Source organism: Aestuariibaculum marinum (assembly GCF_014596975.1).
Classification (GTDB): domain Bacteria; phylum Bacteroidota; class Bacteroidia; order Flavobacteriales; family Flavobacteriaceae; genus Aestuariibaculum; species Aestuariibaculum marinum.
On the sequence record NZ_JACVXD010000002.1, the window covers coordinates 744,883 to 765,115 of the forward strand.

At 38.3% G+C, this 20,233-nt stretch carries 11 protein-coding genes; all 11 read left to right on the plus strand.

What is annotated here, in order from left to right; all coding sequences use genetic code 11:
• The first annotated feature begins 49 nt into the window (after positions 1–49).
• The 11 genes from ICJ85_RS07025 (at position 50) to ICJ85_RS07075 (ending at position 20,175) form a co-directional block, all read left to right on the plus strand.
• Complete coding sequence (locus tag ICJ85_RS07025; protein ID WP_188223057.1) at positions 50–1,750, plus strand: pectate lyase family protein; 1,701 nt, start codon at positions 50–52, stop codon at positions 1,748–1,750.
• Positions 1,751–1,797: 47 nt separating this feature from the next.
• A complete protein-coding gene (locus ICJ85_RS07030; RefSeq protein ID WP_188223058.1) occupies positions 1,798–2,457 on the plus strand; it encodes a DUF3826 domain-containing protein in 660 nt (219 codons plus the stop codon).
• 40 nt (positions 2,458–2,497) lie between these two features.
• Positions 2,498–4,198: a polysaccharide lyase gene (locus ICJ85_RS07035; RefSeq protein ID WP_188223059.1), complete on the plus strand. Its 1,701-nt coding sequence runs from the start codon at positions 2,498–2,500 to the stop codon at positions 4,196–4,198.
• A 15-nt stretch (positions 4,199–4,213) separates the two neighbouring features.
• Positions 4,214–7,378 (plus strand): DUF6298 domain-containing protein, encoded by a 3,165-nt coding sequence (locus ICJ85_RS07040; protein ID WP_188223060.1) that lies wholly within the window; start codon positions 4,214–4,216, stop codon positions 7,376–7,378.
• Between the two features lie 11 nt (positions 7,379–7,389).
• Positions 7,390–8,823, plus strand: coding sequence for a glycoside hydrolase family 140 protein (locus ICJ85_RS07045; protein ID WP_188223061.1), 1,434 nt, complete (start codon positions 7,390–7,392; stop codon positions 8,821–8,823).
• A 6-nt stretch (positions 8,824–8,829) separates the two neighbouring features.
• On the plus strand, positions 8,830–10,395 hold the full coding sequence (locus ICJ85_RS07050; protein ID WP_188223062.1) for a glycoside hydrolase family 28 protein: 1,566 nt from the start codon (positions 8,830–8,832) through the stop codon (positions 10,393–10,395).
• A 190-nt stretch (positions 10,396–10,585) separates the two neighbouring features.
• A complete protein-coding gene (locus tag ICJ85_RS07055; RefSeq protein WP_188223063.1) occupies positions 10,586–11,506 on the plus strand; it encodes a glycoside hydrolase family 43 protein in 921 nt (306 codons plus the stop codon).
• 118 nt (positions 11,507–11,624) lie between these two features.
• Positions 11,625–13,520 carry an exo-alpha-sialidase gene (locus ICJ85_RS07060; protein WP_206688031.1) on the plus strand — a complete coding sequence of 632 codons (1,896 nt, stop codon included), beginning with the start codon at positions 11,625–11,627 and terminating at the stop codon, positions 13,518–13,520.
• A gap of 1 nt (position 13,521) precedes the next feature.
• Entirely contained in the window at positions 13,522–16,305 is a 2,784-nt protein-coding gene (locus tag ICJ85_RS07065) for a glycoside hydrolase family 78 protein (RefSeq protein WP_206688032.1), read from the plus strand.
• Entirely contained in the window at positions 16,305–17,729 is a 1,425-nt protein-coding gene (locus ICJ85_RS07070) for an acetylxylan esterase (RefSeq protein WP_241739501.1), read from the plus strand. The genes ICJ85_RS07065 and ICJ85_RS07070 overlap by 1 nt, the downstream gene beginning before the upstream one ends.
• Positions 17,716–20,175 (plus strand): glycoside hydrolase family 95 protein, encoded by a 2,460-nt coding sequence (locus tag ICJ85_RS07075; RefSeq protein ID WP_206688033.1) that lies wholly within the window; start codon positions 17,716–17,718, stop codon positions 20,173–20,175. The genes ICJ85_RS07070 and ICJ85_RS07075 overlap by 14 nt, the downstream gene beginning before the upstream one ends.
• The last annotated feature ends 58 nt before the right edge of the window (positions 20,176–20,233 follow it).

Below are 20,233 nucleotides of genomic sequence, written 5' to 3' on the forward strand. Positions count from 1 at the left end.
CAGAGCAAGTTTGTGACATAAATTGTATAATAACTCAAGAAAACTAATAATGAAAAAGAGTCATTTTATTTTATTATCTCTATCACTAATTGTGGGTAATGCCTATGCGCAATACCCGAAACTAACAGATGATGATAGAGCTAAAGAAGCAGCAATAATAGCTGAAGCCTACAAACATTCGGATGAAGCTTGGGAGAAAGCTAAAATTATAGTTCAAAAGGAAGCCAGAGAAGGTAAACCGTATATTCCGTGGGCGGGTAGACCAACAGATTTACCACAGGCGGAAATTCCAGCTTTCCCGGGAGCAGAAGGTGGCGGAATGTATACTTACGGTGGTCGCGGTGGTGAAGTTTACACAGTAACCAGTCTTGCTGATGACGGACCAGGATCGCTTCGTGAAGCTTGTGAAAAAGGTGGAGCAAGAACAATTGTTTTCAATGTAGCAGGTATTATTAAGCTTGAAACACCTTTAATTATTCGTGCACCCTACATTACCATTGCAGGGCAAACAGCTCCTGGTGATGGTATTTGTGTAGCCGGTGAAACAGTTTGGATTGATACGCACGATGTTATTATCCGTCACATGCGTTTCCGAAGAGGAGATACATTTGTTGGTCGTCGTGATGATGCTATTGGAGGGAATCCTGTGGGAAACATTATGTTAGATCACATCTCTGCAACTTGGGGGTTAGATGAAAATATGTCTATTTACAGACATATGTATAGCCCGGGTGCCGATTACAAAGATGAAAAGAAACCAACTGTAAATATTACTATTCAAAATAGTTTATTTGGTGAAGCATTAGATACTTATAACCATGCTTTTGGAAGTACTTTAGGTGGTGAAAATTGTTCGTTCATGAGAAATATGTGGGCGAATAATGCAGGAAGAAACCCTTCTATTGGTTGGAACGGAATCTTTAACTTTGTTAATAACGTAATGTTTAACTGGGTACACCGTTCAGTTGATGGTGGTGACTACACTGCTAAATATAATATTGTTAATAACTACTTTAAGCCAGGGCCTTTAACTCCCCTTGATCAGCCGGTAAGTTACCGTATTTTAAAGCCTGAGGCAGGTAGAAGTAAGTTAGATACTATGGTTTATGGTCGTGCTTATGTAAAAGGAAACATCGTTGAAAATAATGAAAAAATCACTAAAGATAATTGGGCTGGAGGCGTTCAGATAGAAGGTAAAGATGGCGAGTTATTAGATTTTGAAGGCGCTAAACCATATTTCGCTTATATGAATGCAAGCAGACCATTTCCTATGCCTTGGATAAGAGAAATTATGGATGCGGATGAAGCGTTCGATTACGTAACCGAACATGTAGGAGCAACACTTCCAATTCGTGATGTAGTTGATCAGCGTATTGTTAGAACAGTTAAAACAGGAAAACCGGAATACGTAGAAGGTTTAGATCCTGATTCATTCTATCACTTTAAGCACCGTCGATTAGCAAAGGATTCGTACAAACACGGAATTATAACTGATATCGCTCAGGTTGGTGGTTATCCGGAATACAAAGGTACGCCTTATGTTGATACCGATAAAGATGGTATGCCAGATGCATGGGAGGAGAAATATGGTTTAGATCCTAATGATTATTCAGATTGTAAGGAAGATAAGAATAACGATGGTTATACCAATATCGAGTCATATATCAACGGAATCAATCCGAAGAAGAAAGCAGACTGGAAAGATCTTAAAAACAATAAAGAAACGTTAACGAAGCCGCTATTAAAATAGGCTTCGTTAACTACTAAAATAAACTGTAATAATTAAACTAAAGACATATGTTGATTAAACGATTAAGCAAAGTAGTGTTGTTTTTTGCATTAGCTTTTGGAACAGTATCAGCTCAGCAGTATTTAGATCCGGAATACATTAAAGTTACTAAAGAGCGCGGAGCGAAAATAGTGAATGGATTAGAATTAGATGATGAGGCTAAAGAAGCAGTGGTTACCGAAATTATTGCTAAACAATATCAAAATTTAAGTAAACTTCAGGATGAGCGTGATGCCAAGATTGAGGAATTAAAAAAAAGTGATCTTTCAGAGGAGAAACAAGATAAAAAGATTGAAAAAGTAAAATCGAAGTCAGAAAAGGCTATCAATAAATTACACAAATCTTATGTAAAGCAGTTGTCTTCAGAATTAACAGAAGAACAAGTTGATGGTGTTAAAGATGGTATGACTTATGGAGTACTACCTAAAACCTATGCGGCTTTCCTTGAAATGATTCCTAGCCTAACAAAAGACGAGCAAGATTATATCTATAATAATCTGAAAGAAGCAAGAGAGCATGCGATGGATGGGGGCTCTTCTAAAGAGAAACACGCTTGGTTTGGTAAGTATAAAGGAAGAATTAATAACTATTTATCAGCACGCGGTTACGACTTGGAAAAGGAGCGAGATGGTTGGTACAAACGCATCGAAGAAGCTAAGAAAAAATAAGCTTTCCAATAAAATATTAAACTAAAAACTAAATATCAATATGTACAGCATAACTAAAAATAAGGCGCTAAAATATGCACTTACAGTGGTGTCTTTTTGTTCATTGGTTAAAACGGCTCAGGCGCAATACCCTGAAATTCCTCATGAACTTCAAGCTAAAACAGATTCAGTTTTAGCTTTAGAAGATAAAAGACTCGATGATATTTGGCAGAAAAACTATCACATTATTGAAGCAGAAGCTAAACAAGGAAAGCCTTATATTCCTTGGGCTGCTTACCCTGCAGATTTAGTTCAGGCAGAAATTCCTGCCTTTCCAGGAGCCGAAGGTGGTGGCGCATTTACGCAAGGTGGTCGCGGTGGAAAAATATTTGTGGTAAACAGTTTAGCTGATAGCGGGCCAGGGACTTTACGTGAAGCGTTAGAGGCTGTGGGTTCAAGAACAGTTGTGTTTAATGTGGCTGGAATTATTCAGCTTGAAAAACCAATTAGTGTTCGTGCACCATATATTACTATTGCTGGACAAACAGCGCCAGGTGATGGTATTTGTGTAGCTGGTGAATCTATTCTTTTAGATACGCACGATATCATTATCCGTTACATGCGTTTCCGTCGTGGTGCTACCGATGTAACTCGTAGGGATGATGCACTTGGTGGAAATGTAATTGGTAATGTGATTATTGATCACTGTTCGGTGAGTTGGGGATTAGATGAGAATATATCGTTATACAGACACCAGTTTCAGGCAAACGAAAAGTCGAGATTAGAAAAAATGCCGGCGGTAAATGTAACCATTCAAAATACCATTTCATCTGAAGGTTTAGATACGTATAATCATGCGTTTGGTAGTACTATTGGCGGGTTAAATAGCACATTTATTCGTAACTTATGGGCTAATAATATTTCCAGAAATCCTTCAATTGGGATGTATGGTAGTTTTAACTTTGTTAATAACGTGTTATTTAACTGGTGGAACCGTTCTTTAGATGGTGGTGATTACCGCTCTATGTTCAATATTGTTAATAATTATTTTAAACCAGGCCCTATTACTCCAACTGATAAACCGATTCGTTACCGAATTTTAAAACCGGAATCAGGATATAAACAACCTAAAGCTTTTGGTCGTGCTTATGTAGCTGGAAACATTACGGAAGGAACACCGGAAGTAACAAAAGATAACTGGAATGGTGGTGTGCAGTTAGAAGATGAAGCAGATAATAAAGAACAGTATTATCTGGATTTAATCAAGCAGTCTAAGGCATTTCCGATGGCTCATGTAACCATTATGGAAGCCGATGAAGCTTACGAATATGTGTTAGATCATGTAGGTGCAACGTTACCAAAACGTGATGCTGTTGATGAGCGTGTAATTAAAACGGTTAGAACCGGAAAAGTGGAATACAAAGATGGTCTTGAAAATACCATTGGAAAAGAATTTATCAATAGAAGATTACCAGCCGATTCTTATAAAAAAGGCATCATTACACATCCAGATCAGGTAGGTGGTTACCCGGAGTATAAAGGAAAAGCTTATAAAGATTCAGATGGTGATGGAATCTCAGATAAATGGGAGAAAAAATATGGTTTAAATCCTAAAGATGCTTCTGATGCCAATCAGGATTTAAACGGCGATGGATATACAAATATTGAAAAATACATCAATGGTATCGATCCGACTAAAAAAGTAGATTGGAAAAAATCTGAAAATAACGTCGATACCTTATCAGAAAGATTGTTACAATAAAATAGCAGATTCATAATGAATTTTATTGGGTTAAAAAATACAGGGCTTTATCTTCAGGGTAAAGTCCTTTTGTCGAGTTTAGCGATATGTTTAGTGTCTAATGTTGCGCTTGCTCAGGCGTCCTTTCCGGATATCATAAAGGATAAAAATGGAAAGGTGCAGCATGTTGCCGATAGCTTAGGAAATCAGATTCCTGATTTCTCTTATGCGGGGTATATGGCGTCTGAAAAGGCGATTCCAACAGTAGATGCTAAAATTTTTGTGCCTAATCAAACCGAAGATGCTACAAAAAGAATTCAGGCAGCGATTGATTATGTAAGTCAGTTAAAACCTGATGCCAACGGGTTCCGTGGCGCGGTGCTTTTAGATAAAGGTACCTTCAAAGTTAACGGAACATTATATTTAAAAACCTCAGGAGTTGTGCTTCGCGGAAGTGGTAATGAAGACAACGAAACGGTGTTGTTAGGAACCGGTTTAAAGCGTGAAGCTTTAGTAAGTATTTTAGGTGAAGATAACCGCACCTATGGCGATACGTTAGCGTTTGAAACAACATATACACCGCTTGGTGCTCAAAAAATTCAATTAGAAAATACTTCAAAATTAAAAGCTTCCGATGAGATTGTTATCCGTCAGCCTTTAACCGACAAATGGATAAAGACTTTGGGTATGGATTTCTTTGGTGCAGAAACCGGTTGGATAGGATGGAAAACCCGTGATTGGGACATTACCTGGAACCGCGTTGTAAAAGATATTAATGGTAGTGAGGTGACGTTAAATGCACCACTAACCATGACTTTAGATGATAATTACGGCAAGCCGGAAGTTACTAAATATTCTTGGACAGGCAGAATTGAAAATGTAGGTGTCGAAAATATTAACATGCAGTCTACGTTTAATGCTGCAAACAAGAAAGACGAAGAGCACCGTTGGTTTGGTATTAGTTTAGCGAATGTAAAAAATACCTGGGTACGTCAGGTAAATTTTAAACATTTTGCAGGTGGAGCGGTAACCATTTTAAAAACCGCGCAGCAAATCACTGTTGAAGACTGTATAGTTACTGAACCTGTTTCTGAAATTGCAGCGTTTAGAAGACACACCTTTTATACCGAAGGTCAGCAAACCTTATTTCAACGTTGTTATTCCGAATACGGTTATAACGATTTTGCCGTTGGAGGTTTTGGTACCACAGGACCAAATGCTTTTGTGCAATGTCATTCCTATTTGCCTTATAGTAATAGTGGCGCAATTGGTTCCTGGGCAACAGGAATCTTGTTCGATGTGTCTTACGTAGATGGTGAAGGTATTAATTATGAAAATCGAGAGCAAACTGGACGAGGAGCAGGCTGGACAGCAGCAAATAGTGTATTCTGGGAAACGTCAGCATCAAAAATATTAAATTATAGTCCGCCAACTGCACAGAACTGGGCATTCGGTACTTGGGGAGGCATTATGGGCGGAAATGGGCATTGGAAAGATGTAAATAACCATATTACACCAAGAAGTTTATTCTATGCTCAGTTAGAAAATCGTCTTGAAAAACTTCCTATGAATCCGTTTGTTTACGATATGGGTTCAGAGCCAACATCAAGTCCGACGGTGGATGAAGCTCAGGTGTTAACTCAGGAAGCCTTGATTCCGGTAATGAGCATGCCAGAATGGATTCAAAAATCGTCTGAAGCAAATCCAATTCCAGTTGAGGCTTCAAAATTAAAATCGGTAAAAGATTTAAAACTAAAATCTAAAGAGAATACTTCAGATAAAGGTTCCGTAAAGATTGTAAATGGAAAACTAACCTTTAACGGTAAATTTATTGCCGGGAATCAACAAAATGTACAATGGTGGCGTGGAAGCTTAAGAAAACATGATCTTAACAATGCAACACCACATATAACACGTTTTGTTCCAGGGCGCACGGGAACCGGATTTACTGATAACTTAAATGAGGTTACAGCATATTTTAAACAGAATAATATTGTTGCCTTAGAGCATAACTACGGGTTGTGGTACGAACGTCGTATGGACGATCACGAGCGTACCCGCAGAATAGATGCCGATGTATGGCCTCCGTTTTACGAGCAGCCTTTTGCAAGAACAGGAGAAGGGTTAGCCTGGGATCAATTAAGTAAATACGATTTAACAAAATTCAACGGTTGGTACTGGAATCGCTTAGGTCGTTTTGCAGATTTAGCCGAAGCTAACGGACAGTTATTAATCAACCAACAGTATTTTCAACATAACATCATAGAAGCAGGGGCGCACTGGTCGAGTTCGCCATGGCGTTCTATAAACAATGTGAATGGAACAGGTTTTCCTGAGCCTCCACCATATGCAGGCGATAAGCGTATTTTTATGGCCGAACAGTTCTATGATGTCACCAATGAAAACAGAAGAAACCTTCACGAAGGCTTTATTAGAAAATCTTTAGAAAACTTCGCAGATAACAGTAATGTCATTCATTTTACAAGTGCAGAATATACGGGACCACTTCATTTTATGGAATTTTGGTTAGATGAAGTTAAAGCTTGGGAAACAGAAAATGGAAATAAAAATATTATTGGATTAAGTGCCACTAAAGATGTTCAGGATGCTATTTTACAAGATGCATCCAGAGCTAATATTGTTGACTTAATCGATATTCGTTACTGGCATTACAGACAAGATGGGACTGTGTATGCTCCGGAAGGCGGTAAAAATTTAGCACCACGTCAGCATGCACGTAAAATGAAAACCGGTAAGGAAACCGAAGAACAAATTTATCGTGCGGTACGCGAATATCGCGAAGCTTATCCTAATAAAGTGGTGTTGTATTCTACTATGGCAGCACCTCGATTTGGCTGGCCAGTACTTATGGCTGGTGGGTCGTTACCTAATATTCCGTTTATCAACGTCGATGGCTTTTATCAACATTTAACAAATATGAATGTTAATAAAACGCAGGATTTAAATAGCGATGTCTGGACTTTAGAAGATGCAGGAACGGCTTATTTACATTATTTGAGACATGGTGAAACTGTGGAAATCGATTTAACCGATTACAGCGGAAAGTTTGAAGTGTATTGGATTGATTCAGGTAACGGAGAAGTTATTTCAACAACCAATATTAAAGGTAAATCGAGGCATAATCTAAAAGCACCACAACCGAACAAAGCAGAATTAGTAGTTTACATAAGAAAGAAATAATTACATAAAAGATGAAAAAGCGAACAACAAAACTATTTAGGGGGTTATCCATTTTAGGAGTGATAGCAGTCATGGTTTCTTGTAAAGGAAATCAGGACAAGAAAGTAGAAGAAGAAGTCATAGCCGAGGCAAATATGCCAAATATTGAAGTTTCAGAAGATGGACATTATTTTCAAACCGAAGATGGTAAGCCGTTTTTCTGGTTAGGAGATACCGGTTGGTTAGCTTTTAATAAACTAAAACGTGAAGAATTTCAAACCTACTTTAAAGACCGAAAAGATAAAGGATACAACGTCATTCAAATCATGACGATTCACTCTTTAGGAGTGGCCAATGTCTATGGCGATTCGGCATTAGTAAAGAAAGATTTATCGAAACCTTTAGTAACCGAAGGGAATGATTTTAATAATGAAGAAGCTTACGATTTTTGGGACCATGTTGATTATGCTTTAGATGTTGCTAAAGAAAACAATTTGTACTTAGGAATGGTGCCTGTTTGGGGATCGCCAGTTACAGCGGGAGAAGTTTCTATCGAACAAGCTAAGGCGTATGCCAACTTTTTAGCAGAGCGTTTTCAAGATCGCGATAACATTATTTGGTTAGTTGGAGGGGATACCTTTGGTAATGAAAACACTGAATTATGGAACGCCATAGGAAGCATTTTAAAAGCAAAAAATCCAAAGCGAATGGTTACTTTCCATCCTCGTGGTCGTACCGATTCTTCTGATAATTTTCATAACGAAAACTGGTTAGATTTCAATATGTTTCAGTCGGGTCACCGTCGTTACGATCAGGATGATACCGAGCGCAATTACGGAGAAGATAACTACAAGTTTGTAAATGTAGATTTCAATTTAAAGCCAGCCAAGCCAACATTAGATGGCGAGCCTTCATACGAAGGAATTCCTCAAGGATTACACGATACCTTACAGCCACTTTGGAAAGCCAAAGACTTACGTCGTTACGGATATTGGTCGGTGTTTGCAGGTGCAGCAGGATTCACCTACGGAAACAACCACATTATGCAAATGCATGCCGATCACAAAATTCCTGAAGCCTACGGAAGCAAAACATATTGGGTAGATGCCTTAAACGATCCGGGAGCAGGACAAATGGTTCATTTAAAAGATTTAATGCTGAAATTTGATTATTTCAACCGTATTCCAGACGAAAGTTTAGTGGCTAATCAAGGTGAAAAATACGATTATATCGCAGCAACCCGTGGAAATGATTACGCGTTGTTTTACACGTACACCGGGCGAACTATTAAAGCGAATATGGGAGTTATAGAAGGCGATGAAGTAGAAGCATCTTGGTTTAACCCATCAACTGGCGAAACAACTGCTGTGGGAACTTTTAAAAATGAAGGTGTTTTAGATTTTGATGCTCCAGGAGAATCACAGGAAGGTAACGATTGGGTATTGGTTTTAACTGCTAAAAAATAAGATGTAATGAAAAAGTTAGTTTTAATACTTTGTGTTTTTGTTTCAACTATGGGTTGGGCAAACAATGGTTGGTTTAATATTTTAGAAAGCGGCGGAAACAATAAAGGCGAATTATGTACAGAGGCCATTCAAGGTGCTATCGATAAAGCTTCAGAATTTGGAGGAGGTACTGTTTATTTCCCTGCTGGGGAATATTTAACCGGGCCTTTAACCTTAAAAAGTAATATTGTTTTACATGTTGAAGCAGGAGCCTTAGTCAAGTTTTCAACCAATTTTGATCACTATTTACCATTCGTAGAAGTACGTTGGGAAGGTACTGTAATTCAAACGTTCAAACCATTATTACATGCTCGCGATGCTAAAAACATTACCATTACTGGACGTGGAACTATCGATGGTCAAGGACGTGCCTGGTGGGAAGAAATCTGGCGTATTGAGTCGGCTAAAGAAAAATTGGAGCCTACTAAATATCAAAAAATGACGGAGGAAGCTAACGGGCATATACAAACGGCCGATTACTACAAACGTACCAGAAGCTACTTGTTTCACCGTCCGCCGTTATTTCAGGCGTTTAAGTGTGAAGATATCACAATCGAAGGTGTAACTATTCAAAATTCACCATTCTGGACTATCAATCCAGCGTTTTGTAATAACATCACGATAGATAACGTGTCAATTTACAACCCATATTCACCAAACACCGATGGTATAAACCCGACGTCATGTAGTAATGTGCGCATTTCAAACTGCCATATTAGTGTGGGTGACGATTGTATTACCATTAAATCGGGTCGTGATGCCGATGGTAGAAAATGGGCAACGCCAACTGAAAACGTTACCATTACAAATTGTACCATGCTTAGCGGTCACGGTGGTGTGGTTATTGGAAGTGAAATGTCTGGAAGCATCAAAAAAATTACCATTGCAAACTGTGTATTCGATGGAACCGATAGAGGTATCCGTTTAAAAGCAGCTCGTGGTCGTGGTGGTGTTGTTGAAGATATTCGCGTGAGTAATGTGGTTATGAACAATATTCAAAAGGAAGCGTTTATGTTCAACTTATTCTATGATAAAAATACCGTTGAAGAACCAGTAACCGAGCGTACGCCAATTTTTAGAAATATTCATATTAGTAATGTAACGGCTACGAATGTTAACACAGCTGGTCGCGTCATTGGTATTCCTGAAATGCCAATCCATAATTTATCGTTTACAAATATCAATGTTGAAGCAGAACAAGGATTTTCAGTAACTACGGCACGCGATATCGAATTTCATGATGTTAAAGTGAACACCACTATTGGTTCGGCTTTTAAAGTTGAGGAGTCTAGTAATATCATTTTAGATCACGTGTCAACACAAGCACCATTAAAAGATACGCCTGTTGTGAAATTGAATAATGTATCGAATGTATTGTTGAATAATAATTTCCCAATGCAACTAACCGATGTGTATGTTGAAGTTGACGGAAAAGATACGAAAAGTGTATTCTTAAAAAATAATGTTTTTGAAAACGTGAAAACACCTTTAAAAACAGGAAAAGAATTAAAAGTAAAAATCAAAGTCGAGTAATCGGCAATAAATTATGAAGAATATTTAAAAGCTGAGATGTACCGTCATTGCGAGTCTTTAGTCTGTCGCTTGAGACAGGCTAAAGTGAAGCAATCTCATGATTAAAAATCGGAAGATTACTTCGTCATTCTTCTTCGTAATGACGAGACATTAAAATTTTAAACATCCTCAAACCCACTAAAACTAAAAGATGAAAAAACTGCTGTTCATACTGCTTTTAGCTACGGTATTTAACTGTGCGCCTAAAAAAGACATTTATTTGTTTACGTCGTTTAGAGAACCGGCAACCGAAGGCTTGTATTTAGCATACAGCGAAGACGGTTATCATTGGGAAGACCTTAAAGGACCTTATTTAAATCCAGAAGCTGGTGATAGTAAAATTATGCGTGATCCTTCAATTGTTCGTGGAAAGGATGATACATATCACATGGTTTGGACTACCGACTGGAAAGGCGGCAATGGCTTTGGTTATGCCAGCTCAAAAGATTTAATACACTGGAGTGAGCAACAATACATTCCGGTAATGAAACATGAACCAACCGTGGTTAATGTTTGGGCACCTGAAATTTTTTATGACGATGAACAGGATCAGTATATCATTATTTGGGCATCGACTATTCCGTATCGTTTCGAAAAGGGTATTGAAGCCGAGGATAATAATCATCGCATGTATTATGTAACGACTAAAGATTTTAAAACCTTTTCAGATACGAAGTTGTTTTTAGATCCTGGGTTTAGCGTTATAGATTGTGTTATTGTTAAGAAAGGTAAAGACGATTATGCTTTAATTATAAAAGATAATACCAGACCAAGACGTGATATTGAAGTTGGTTTTGGAACCTCGCCAATTGGTCCATTTACAAATATAACGGAGCCATTTTCAGGACATTTATCGGAAGGTCCAACGGTGTTAAAATTAAAAAATGACTGGTTGATCTATTACGATAATTACGGAGAGAAAAACTATAAAGCAGTAAAGACTTCAGATTTTAAAATGTTTGAAGATGTATCTGAGGAAATCAGTTTGCCTGAAGGACACAAACACGGAACCATTACAACTATTTCTCAAAAAGTATTGAATGGTTTAATTGAAGAAAAGAATAAAAAATAAAAATTGATGTCATGCTGAGCTTGATTCAGCATCTCAGAATATAAATGTAAATTGATCATGAGACCCTGAAACAAGTTCAGGGTGACGTTCAAAAGAATAAAAAATAAAAATTAATGTCATGCTGAATTTATTTCAGCATGACATAAAAATAGAAAATAAACACATGAAGCGTAATATATTTTTAGCAGTGGCTTTGTTGTTGGCAGGAGGAACGGCAACCGTTTCTGCACAGCAAGACACGATACGTTATGTCGGGAACACATTATCAAATGTCGATTATCACCATGGGCAATTGCCTTTGGCTGTTGGGGTGCACGCCACACAAATTATGCGTGCCAGCCGTGAGCATCCAAATAAAGCCGATGGTTTTGGTTGGACGTATAATCACGCCACGAACATGGCGTATTGGAATGGTAAATTTTACTTAAATTATTTAAGTGACCCTGCGGGAGAACATATTCCCCCAAGTCAGACGTTTTTAATGCATTCTGAAGATGGTGAACACTGGAGTTTTCCTGAAGTAGCTTTCCCTATTTACAATATTCCTGATGGTTACACGAAGGAAGGTGTAGAAGGCGTGGCTAAAAATTTAACGGCGACCATGCACCAGCGTATGGGCTTTTTTACGTCTTCAGATAATCGTTTTTTTACTTTGGCGTTTTACGGTATTTCCATGGATGAAAAAGACAGTCCGAATGACGGAAAGGGTATTGGGCGTGTCATTCGTGAAATTTATAAAGATGGTAGTTTAGGACCTATTCACTTTATTCGTTATAACCATGGTTGGAACGAATCGAATACTAATTTTCCATTTTATAAAAAGAGCAAAGACAGAGGGTTCAAAAAAGCTTGTGAAGAATTATTGTCGCAACCTTTACAAATGCAGCAATGGGTTGAAGAGGCCGATAGAGACGATCCTTTAATTCCGCTTCAAAAACAATATAAAGCCTTTAGCTATTACCATTTGCCAAACGGGAATGTGGTAGGGTTATGGAAACATGCTTTAACCTCAATAAGTAAAGATGGCGGAAAAAGTTGGGAGTACCGTCCGTTAAGAGCACCTGGATTTGTAAATAGTAATGCTAAAATCTGGGGACAAAAAACCAGTGACGGACGTTATGCTACAGTTTATAATCCTTCAGAATACCGTTGGCCATTAGCTATTTCAACCAGTGATGATGGTTTAAATTACACCGATTTATTATTGGTTCATGGTGAAATTACACCAATGCGTTATGGCGGAAATTATAAGTCATATGGTCCTCAGTATGTTCGTGGTATTACTGAAAATAACGGAACACCTGAGGATGGTAAATTATGGGTGAGTTATAGTGTGAATAAAGAAGATATCTGGGTGGCATCGGTTCCGGTTCCAGTAAAGAGTTCTGTTGATAGCGATGTTAAAGACGTGTTTAACAATTTAGAAGACGGTAAAGAATTAGACCTTTGGAATGTGTATAATTTATCTTGGGCTTCCGCCGAAATTGAAAAAGTAAATAACCAAAAAACTTTAACACTACGCGACCACGATCCGTTTGACTATGCTCGTGTTGACCGTGTGATTCCGTTTGCTCAAAAAATGGAAGCAGAATTTACGGTAACTCCGGAACAAAACGATCACGGGTTACTTCAAGTTGAATTCCAGAATAAAACCGGGTTGCCATCTATTCGTTTGGTATTCGATAACGACGGGATTTTAAAAACTAAAGCAGGGTCACGTTTCAGAACGATTTCAGAATATGAAGCTGGAAAAACCTATACGGTTAAGGTGATTTTAGATACAACTTCACGTTCATATACGGTAAGTGTAAATGGAGGCAAAGAATCTCGCCAGATATTTTATGCACCTGCTGATGGTATCGAGCGCATCATGTTCCGTACTGGTGAGCAACGTCATTTCCCAAATCCAGACACACCAGCCGATAGAGAAGATTACGACGATTTACCAAATACCGGTTTACCAATTAAAGAAGCGGTATTTCATATACAATCATTAATTACTAAAAAGCAATAAATTGAAGGTATTAAAGGCTATAGTTTTATTTGTTTTGGTGTTTACAGCCTGTAAACCATCAAACAAGGCATCCGTATTTTTGTCTGATTTAACCTGTGAAATGGCTGAAAATCCACTAGCGGTTGAATCGACGACACCACGATTAAGCTGGCAAATTAAAGCACCGGAATTACGCAATGTAACTCAACAGGCTTATCAGGTTTTAGTAGCGTCTTCCGAAGAAAATTTAAAGAATAATATTGCCGATATCTGGGATAGCGGAAAGGTAGATTCAGATCAAAGTCAGTTGGTAACTATAGCAAAACCCTTAAATGCTGAAACGAAATACTATTGGAAAGTAAAGGTTTGGACAAACAATAATAAATCTACAGACTGGAGTTCAACAGGATTTTTTAGAACCGTGCCTGAAGCTTCAAGATTAAATCCAACATGGATTGGAGCGGTTACAAAAGCCGACAGCCATTTACCGGAAGGCAGACATTATCATACGGCAATTATTAAAAGATCCAGACGCGATAGTATCATAAATGCATCCGATTCTTTGTCGCGTAAAAGTATAATGCTTCGTAAGCCTTTCAATGTTGAAAAGGACATTAAGGATGCTGTTGTTTATGTGTCTGGACTTGGTCATTACGAGTTAAGTATCAACGGCAAAAAAATTGGTAATAGTGAGTTTGCGCCCTTATGGACAGATTACGATAAATCGGTAAATTATAATACGTATGAAATTCCTTCAGAGTCGTTAAATAATGGCGATAATGTTGTAGGGGTGTTATTAGGAAACGGGATGTACAATACGGTACAAGGACGCTATACCAAGTTCTTTGTGAGTTTTGGGCCTCCGACTTTATTCTTTAAAATGAAGTTGACTTTTGAAGATGGTTCAGAAACTATTATAAGTTCAGATGAAAGTTGGAAATACAGCTTAAGCCCGATAACTTATAACGGTATGTTTGGTGGCGAAGATTACGATGCGAATTTAGAACAAAAAGGATGGAACAAGCCAAACTTTGACGCTTCGAACTGGAACCCGGTTGTTATTCAGGAAGCTCCAAAAGGTGAGTTGAAAGCACAGATTGCGCCGCCGGTAACCATTCAAAAACAATACGATGTTAAAGAATTTAATGAAGTTGGTCCAAATACCTATGTGTTTAATATGGGGCAAAACCTGTCTGGTTTTCCAACCATTTCGGTACAAGGAAAACAGGGGCAGACGGTTCGTGTTTGGGTTGGTGAAGGCCTAAAGGAAGACGGTACTATCAGTCAAGGACGTTCAGGAAAACCATATTATTATGATTATACGCTGAAAGGAGGAGGAACAGAAATCTGGCAGCCTAAGTTCAGTTATTACGGGTATCAGTATATTCAGATTGAAAACATCAATTATAAAGAAACCAAAGTGGATAGTTTACCTACTTTGGTCGATTTAAAATCAAATTTTATTTATAATTCGGCAGGCGAAATTGGGTCGTTCGAAAGCTCAAACGAGATTTTCAACAAAGCACACGAATTGATTAACAATGCTATAAAAAGTAATTTTCAGGCGGTATTAACCGATTGTCCGCATCGTGAGAAATTGGGTTGGCTGGAAGAGGCACACCTTAACGGACCAGGTTTAATGTTTAATTACAAAATGAAAACTTATTTTCCTACCATCATGAGAAATATTAAAGATGCGCAACGCGAAAATGGTTTAATACCAACTATTGCTCCGGAATATGTGGTGTTTGGTGGCGATTTTACCGATTCACCGGAATGGGGGGTGTCTGGTGTGATTTTACCTTGGATGTATTATGAATATTACGGCGATGATTCCTTAATTCGAGAGTACTACGACGTGATGAAAACGTACGTCGATTACCTAACAAGCACATCCGATAATTATATTGTGTCTCATGGCTTAGGTGATTGGTACGATTATGGTGAGCATGCTGCCGGCTACTCTAAAAATAGTCCTATTGCGCTATCAGCAACGAGTCACTACTACTATGCGGCGTACTTGTTTGCAAAAGCAGCGAAGCATTTGAATAAAACCGAAGATATTGCTAAATATGAAGCCTTAACTCAGGATATCAAAACAGCGTATAATAACGAATTTTTCAATGCTGAAACCAAGCAATACGGCACCGGAAGTCAGTTTAGTAATGCCGTTTCTGTGTTTATGGATATTGTTGAGCCACAGTATAAGCAAGCAGTTATGGGTAATTTATTAGCCGATATCAAAGAACGAGGCTACCGCTTAACAACAGGTGATGTTGGTAACCGCTATTTATTTCAAGCCTTGGCCAGAAATGGTGAAAACGAAACCATGTACAAAATGAATAACCACTACGATACGCCGGGTTACGGGTTCCAGATAAAATTCGGATTAACGACATTAACCGAGCAATGGGATCCAAGAAAGGGGAATTCGTGGAACCATTTTATGATGGGCCAAATTGAAGAATGGTTTTACACCAGTTTAGCCGGAATTACTCCAGATATGGAGCATCCAGGATTTAAACATTTCTTTATCGAACCGGAAATTGTAGGTGATATGACCTTCGTAAAAGCAAGTTACGAGTCACTTTACGGAACCATTGTTTCAGAATGGAATGTGTCAGATAATGCGATAACTTTTAAAGTAGAAGTGCCTGCAAATACTACAGCAACTATTACCTTGCCGGTTGATATGTCAATGCATATTGAGGTGAATGGAAAGGATTTCGAAAAGTCGAATGTAGAACACAACAGACCAACTTATTTAGTCGGTTCTGGTGTGTATAATATAGTTTGCAAAAAATAATGATGAAGACGAAAAATATAAGGTTTGTTCTGTTTTTTGTAGCATGTTTCATGTTGCCAAATGTGTATGCGCAAACCTCCGATACTCATTTTAAACAAGCTTTAACTGAAACAGTAAAAACCATTCAGTCGGTATTTCAGATTGAAATTATTGATAATGACGGATTACTAAAAGATAAGGAACTTGATTATGGTCAATGGAAAATTGATGCCACCAATCTTGAAGTGACTTTCGCCAATGTGTTGAGTCCGTTTAATCTTTCTGCTGTAAAGCAAAGCAACGGTACGTATAAAATTAAGAAGTTTCAATATCATAAGTTAACCGAAGAAAAAGGTGCAGAGCGTCTCAAGTATTTAGAATCTTTAAGTCCTGATTTAGCATCTTGGGAAGCACGTAAAGCCGAATTAAAAGCCTGTATGTTTTCAGCATTCGGATTGGATAAAGCACCCGCCATGCCCGATTCCAAACCCTTCCTAACAAAAAAACGAAAGTATAAAGGTTACACGGTTGAAAACATAGGTTTAGAAATATTACCAGGAGTTTACGCAACCGGATCGATTTACAAGCCACATCCAATGCCTAAAAAGGCTGCGGTTATTGTGACGCCTAACGGGCATTTTGGTGATGGTCGTTTCCGCGAAAGCGAGCAAATTCGTTGTGCGATGTTGGCAAAAATGGGTGCCATTGTCGTGAATTACGATTTGTTTGCCTGGGATGAATCGCAGTTGCAATTCGATTCAAAATATCATAGAAACAGTATCGCCTCAACCGTTCAGGTGCTAACAGGCATGCGTTTGTTAGATTATGTGTCTACTTTAAAACAAGCCGATATGTCTCGCGTAGGTGTTACTGGAGGTTCTGGTGGTGGTTCGCAAACGGTGTTTTTAGCAGCACTTGACGATAGAATTACCGTATCGGTACCTGTGGTTATGGTATCGTCTTACCATTCCGGAGGTTGTCCTTGCGAGAGTGGTCGCGGTATTCATTTATGCGGTAATGGAACCAATAATGTGGAAATCGCAGCCATGGCTGCGCCTAAACCACAATTGTTAGTTTCCGATGGTGGTGACTGGACCAATAACACTCCGGAATTGGAGTACCCTTTTGTTCAACGTATTTATGAATTTTACGGAAAAAAAGATGTAGTTGAAAATGCACATTTTGCAAAAGAAGGGCATAACTACAAGGCATCTAAGCGTATGGCGATGTATCCGTTTATGGCGAAATATTTGAAATTGAGTTTGAAAAAAGTATCCGATAGAAACGGAGGTATTGATGAATCAACGGTAACTGTTGAACCTTATGAAAACCTTTATGTGTTTGGAAATAACCCTGAAAACTTACCAAAAAACGCCATAAAAGATATTGAAGCATTGTATGAATTGTTTGGAGAAAAAAATGAAAGAGTTTATGAATCGAAATAATATAATATTAAAAAGTCTTGTGTTGATTTTCCTTTTTGGAATGCTAAAAGTGTCGGCACAAAATGAATTGAAACTTTGGTACGATAAGCCAGCCGAAATCTGGAACGAAGCCTTGCCTTTAGGGAATGGTCGTTTAGGAGCTATGGTTTTTGGAGACCCTGCGGTAGAGCGTTTACAGTTAAATGAAGAAACCATTTGGGCAGGTTCGCCAAACAGTAATGCACACGAAAAAGCGTTGGTGGCTTTGCCAAAAGTACGTCAGTTAATTTTTGAAGGACGCTATAAAGAAGCTCAGGATTTAGCAACATCCGATATTCGTTCGCAAACCAATAACGGGATGCCGTATCAGACTTTCGGAAGTGTGTATGTATCGTTTCCGGGACATCAGAATTACTCCAATTATTACCGCGATTTAAATATTGAAAATGCTACAGCCAAAGTGAAATATACGGTAGGAGGTGTTGAATATACTCGTGAAATTTTAACGGCCTTTGAAGATGATGTGATTGTGGTTAAGTTATCGGCAAACAAACCGGGCATGATTACCTTCAACAGCTTTATGAACAGTCCGTTCGATAAAACCTTAACAACTACTGAGGAGGACCAAGTGACTCTATCGGGAGAAACAAGTACTGTTGAAGGCACCAGAGGAAAAGTGAAGTTTCAGGGGCGTATGACTGCTAAGCATGATGGAGGAAATGCCTCAGTTAAAAATGGAATTATCAGCGTTGAAAACGCTAATGCGGTAACACTTTATATTTCTATCGCGACCAATTTTGTGAATTATAAAGATATTTCAGGAGATTATATTTCGAAAAGCAAAGACTTTTTAGATAAAGCTATAGCCAAGGATTTTGAAACCATAAAAGAGGACCATGTTAAATACTATCAAAAGTTTTTTAATCGGGTGTCTTTAGATTTAGGAAAAAGTCATGTTGATAACGATCCAACCGAAATCAGAATTAAGAAATTTGACAGTCAGTTCGATCCGGAATTGGCAGCATTATATTTTCAATTTGGACGTTATTTGTTAATATCATGTTCACAACCGGGAGGACAACCCGCCAACTTACAAGGTATCTGGAATGATATGTTATTTCCACCATGGGAAAGTAAGTATACCATGAATATTAATGCCGAAATGAATTATTGGCCTTCGGAATTAACAAATCTTTCTGAAATGCACGAGCCGTTTATTCAGTTGGCAAGAGAAGTTGCTGAAACTGGTAAAGAAACAGCAAAAATAATGTACAACGCTAACGGTTGGGTATTGCACCACAATACTGATATCTGGCGTATAACAGGACCAATTGATATGGCGGCATCGGGTATGTGGCCAACAGGTGGTGCCTGGTTATGTCAGGATTTATGGGAGCGTTATCTGTATACGGGAGATACCGAATATCTAAAAGAAATTTTCCCGATTATGAAAGGCGCAGCGCAGTTCTTTTTAGATTTCATGATTACCGATCCTAATTCTGGATATTTAGTGGTTGTGCCTTCAAACTCGCCTGAAAACACCCATGGGGGTGAAGATGGAAAATCGACTATTACTGCAGGAACGACTATGGATAATCAGTTAGTTTTCGACTTGTTTACCAACATTATGCGTGCCACGGATATTCTTTCAGAAGATAAAGGGTTTGCAAAAGAACTTCAAATTGCTTTAGATAAAATGGCACCGATGCAAATAGGGCAACACGGACAGTTACAGGAATGGTTAATCGATTGGGACGACCCGGAAGATCATCACCGTCACGTGTCGCATTTGTACGGACTATTCCCAAGTAATCAAATTTCACCAAATAGAACACCAGAATTATTTCAGGCGGCTAAAACCTCATTAGAGTTTAGAGGCGACGAATCTACAGGGTGGTCTATGGGCTGGAAAGTGAATTTATGGGCGCGTTTATTAGATGGAGACCATGCCTATAAGTTATTACAAGATCAGTTACACTTAGTAACTCCTGAACAGAGAAAAGGTGGGGGAACCTACCCGAATATGTTAGATGCACACCAACCATTCCAAATTGATGGAAATTTTGGTTGTACCGCTGGTATTGCCGAAATGTTAATGCAAAGTCACGAAGGCGGGATTCAGTTATTACCAGCCTTGCCTTCCGTTTGGAAAGAGGGGGTGGTAAGAGGTTTAAAAACCAGAGGTGGTTACGAACTGGATATGAGCTGGAAAAATAGCAAAGTATCCGAATTAAAAATTACCGCTTCAATAGATGGTAATTGCCGATTACGTTTAGAATCGCCTTTACGAGGAGCAGGTTTAAGAAAAGCTAAAGGCAAAAATGATAATCCGTTTTTCTACGAAGTTAATGTTAAAGAACCGATTATTTCAAAATCAGCAAAATTAGAGAAGGTAAAACTTCCAAAATATTACGAATATGATGTGCAGATGAAAGCTGGGGAAACCTATACGTTTTACGGTAAATAAAAGCCCATAATGGGCATTTGGCAATTCATAGCTAATATTATAAATGAAATAGATAAAA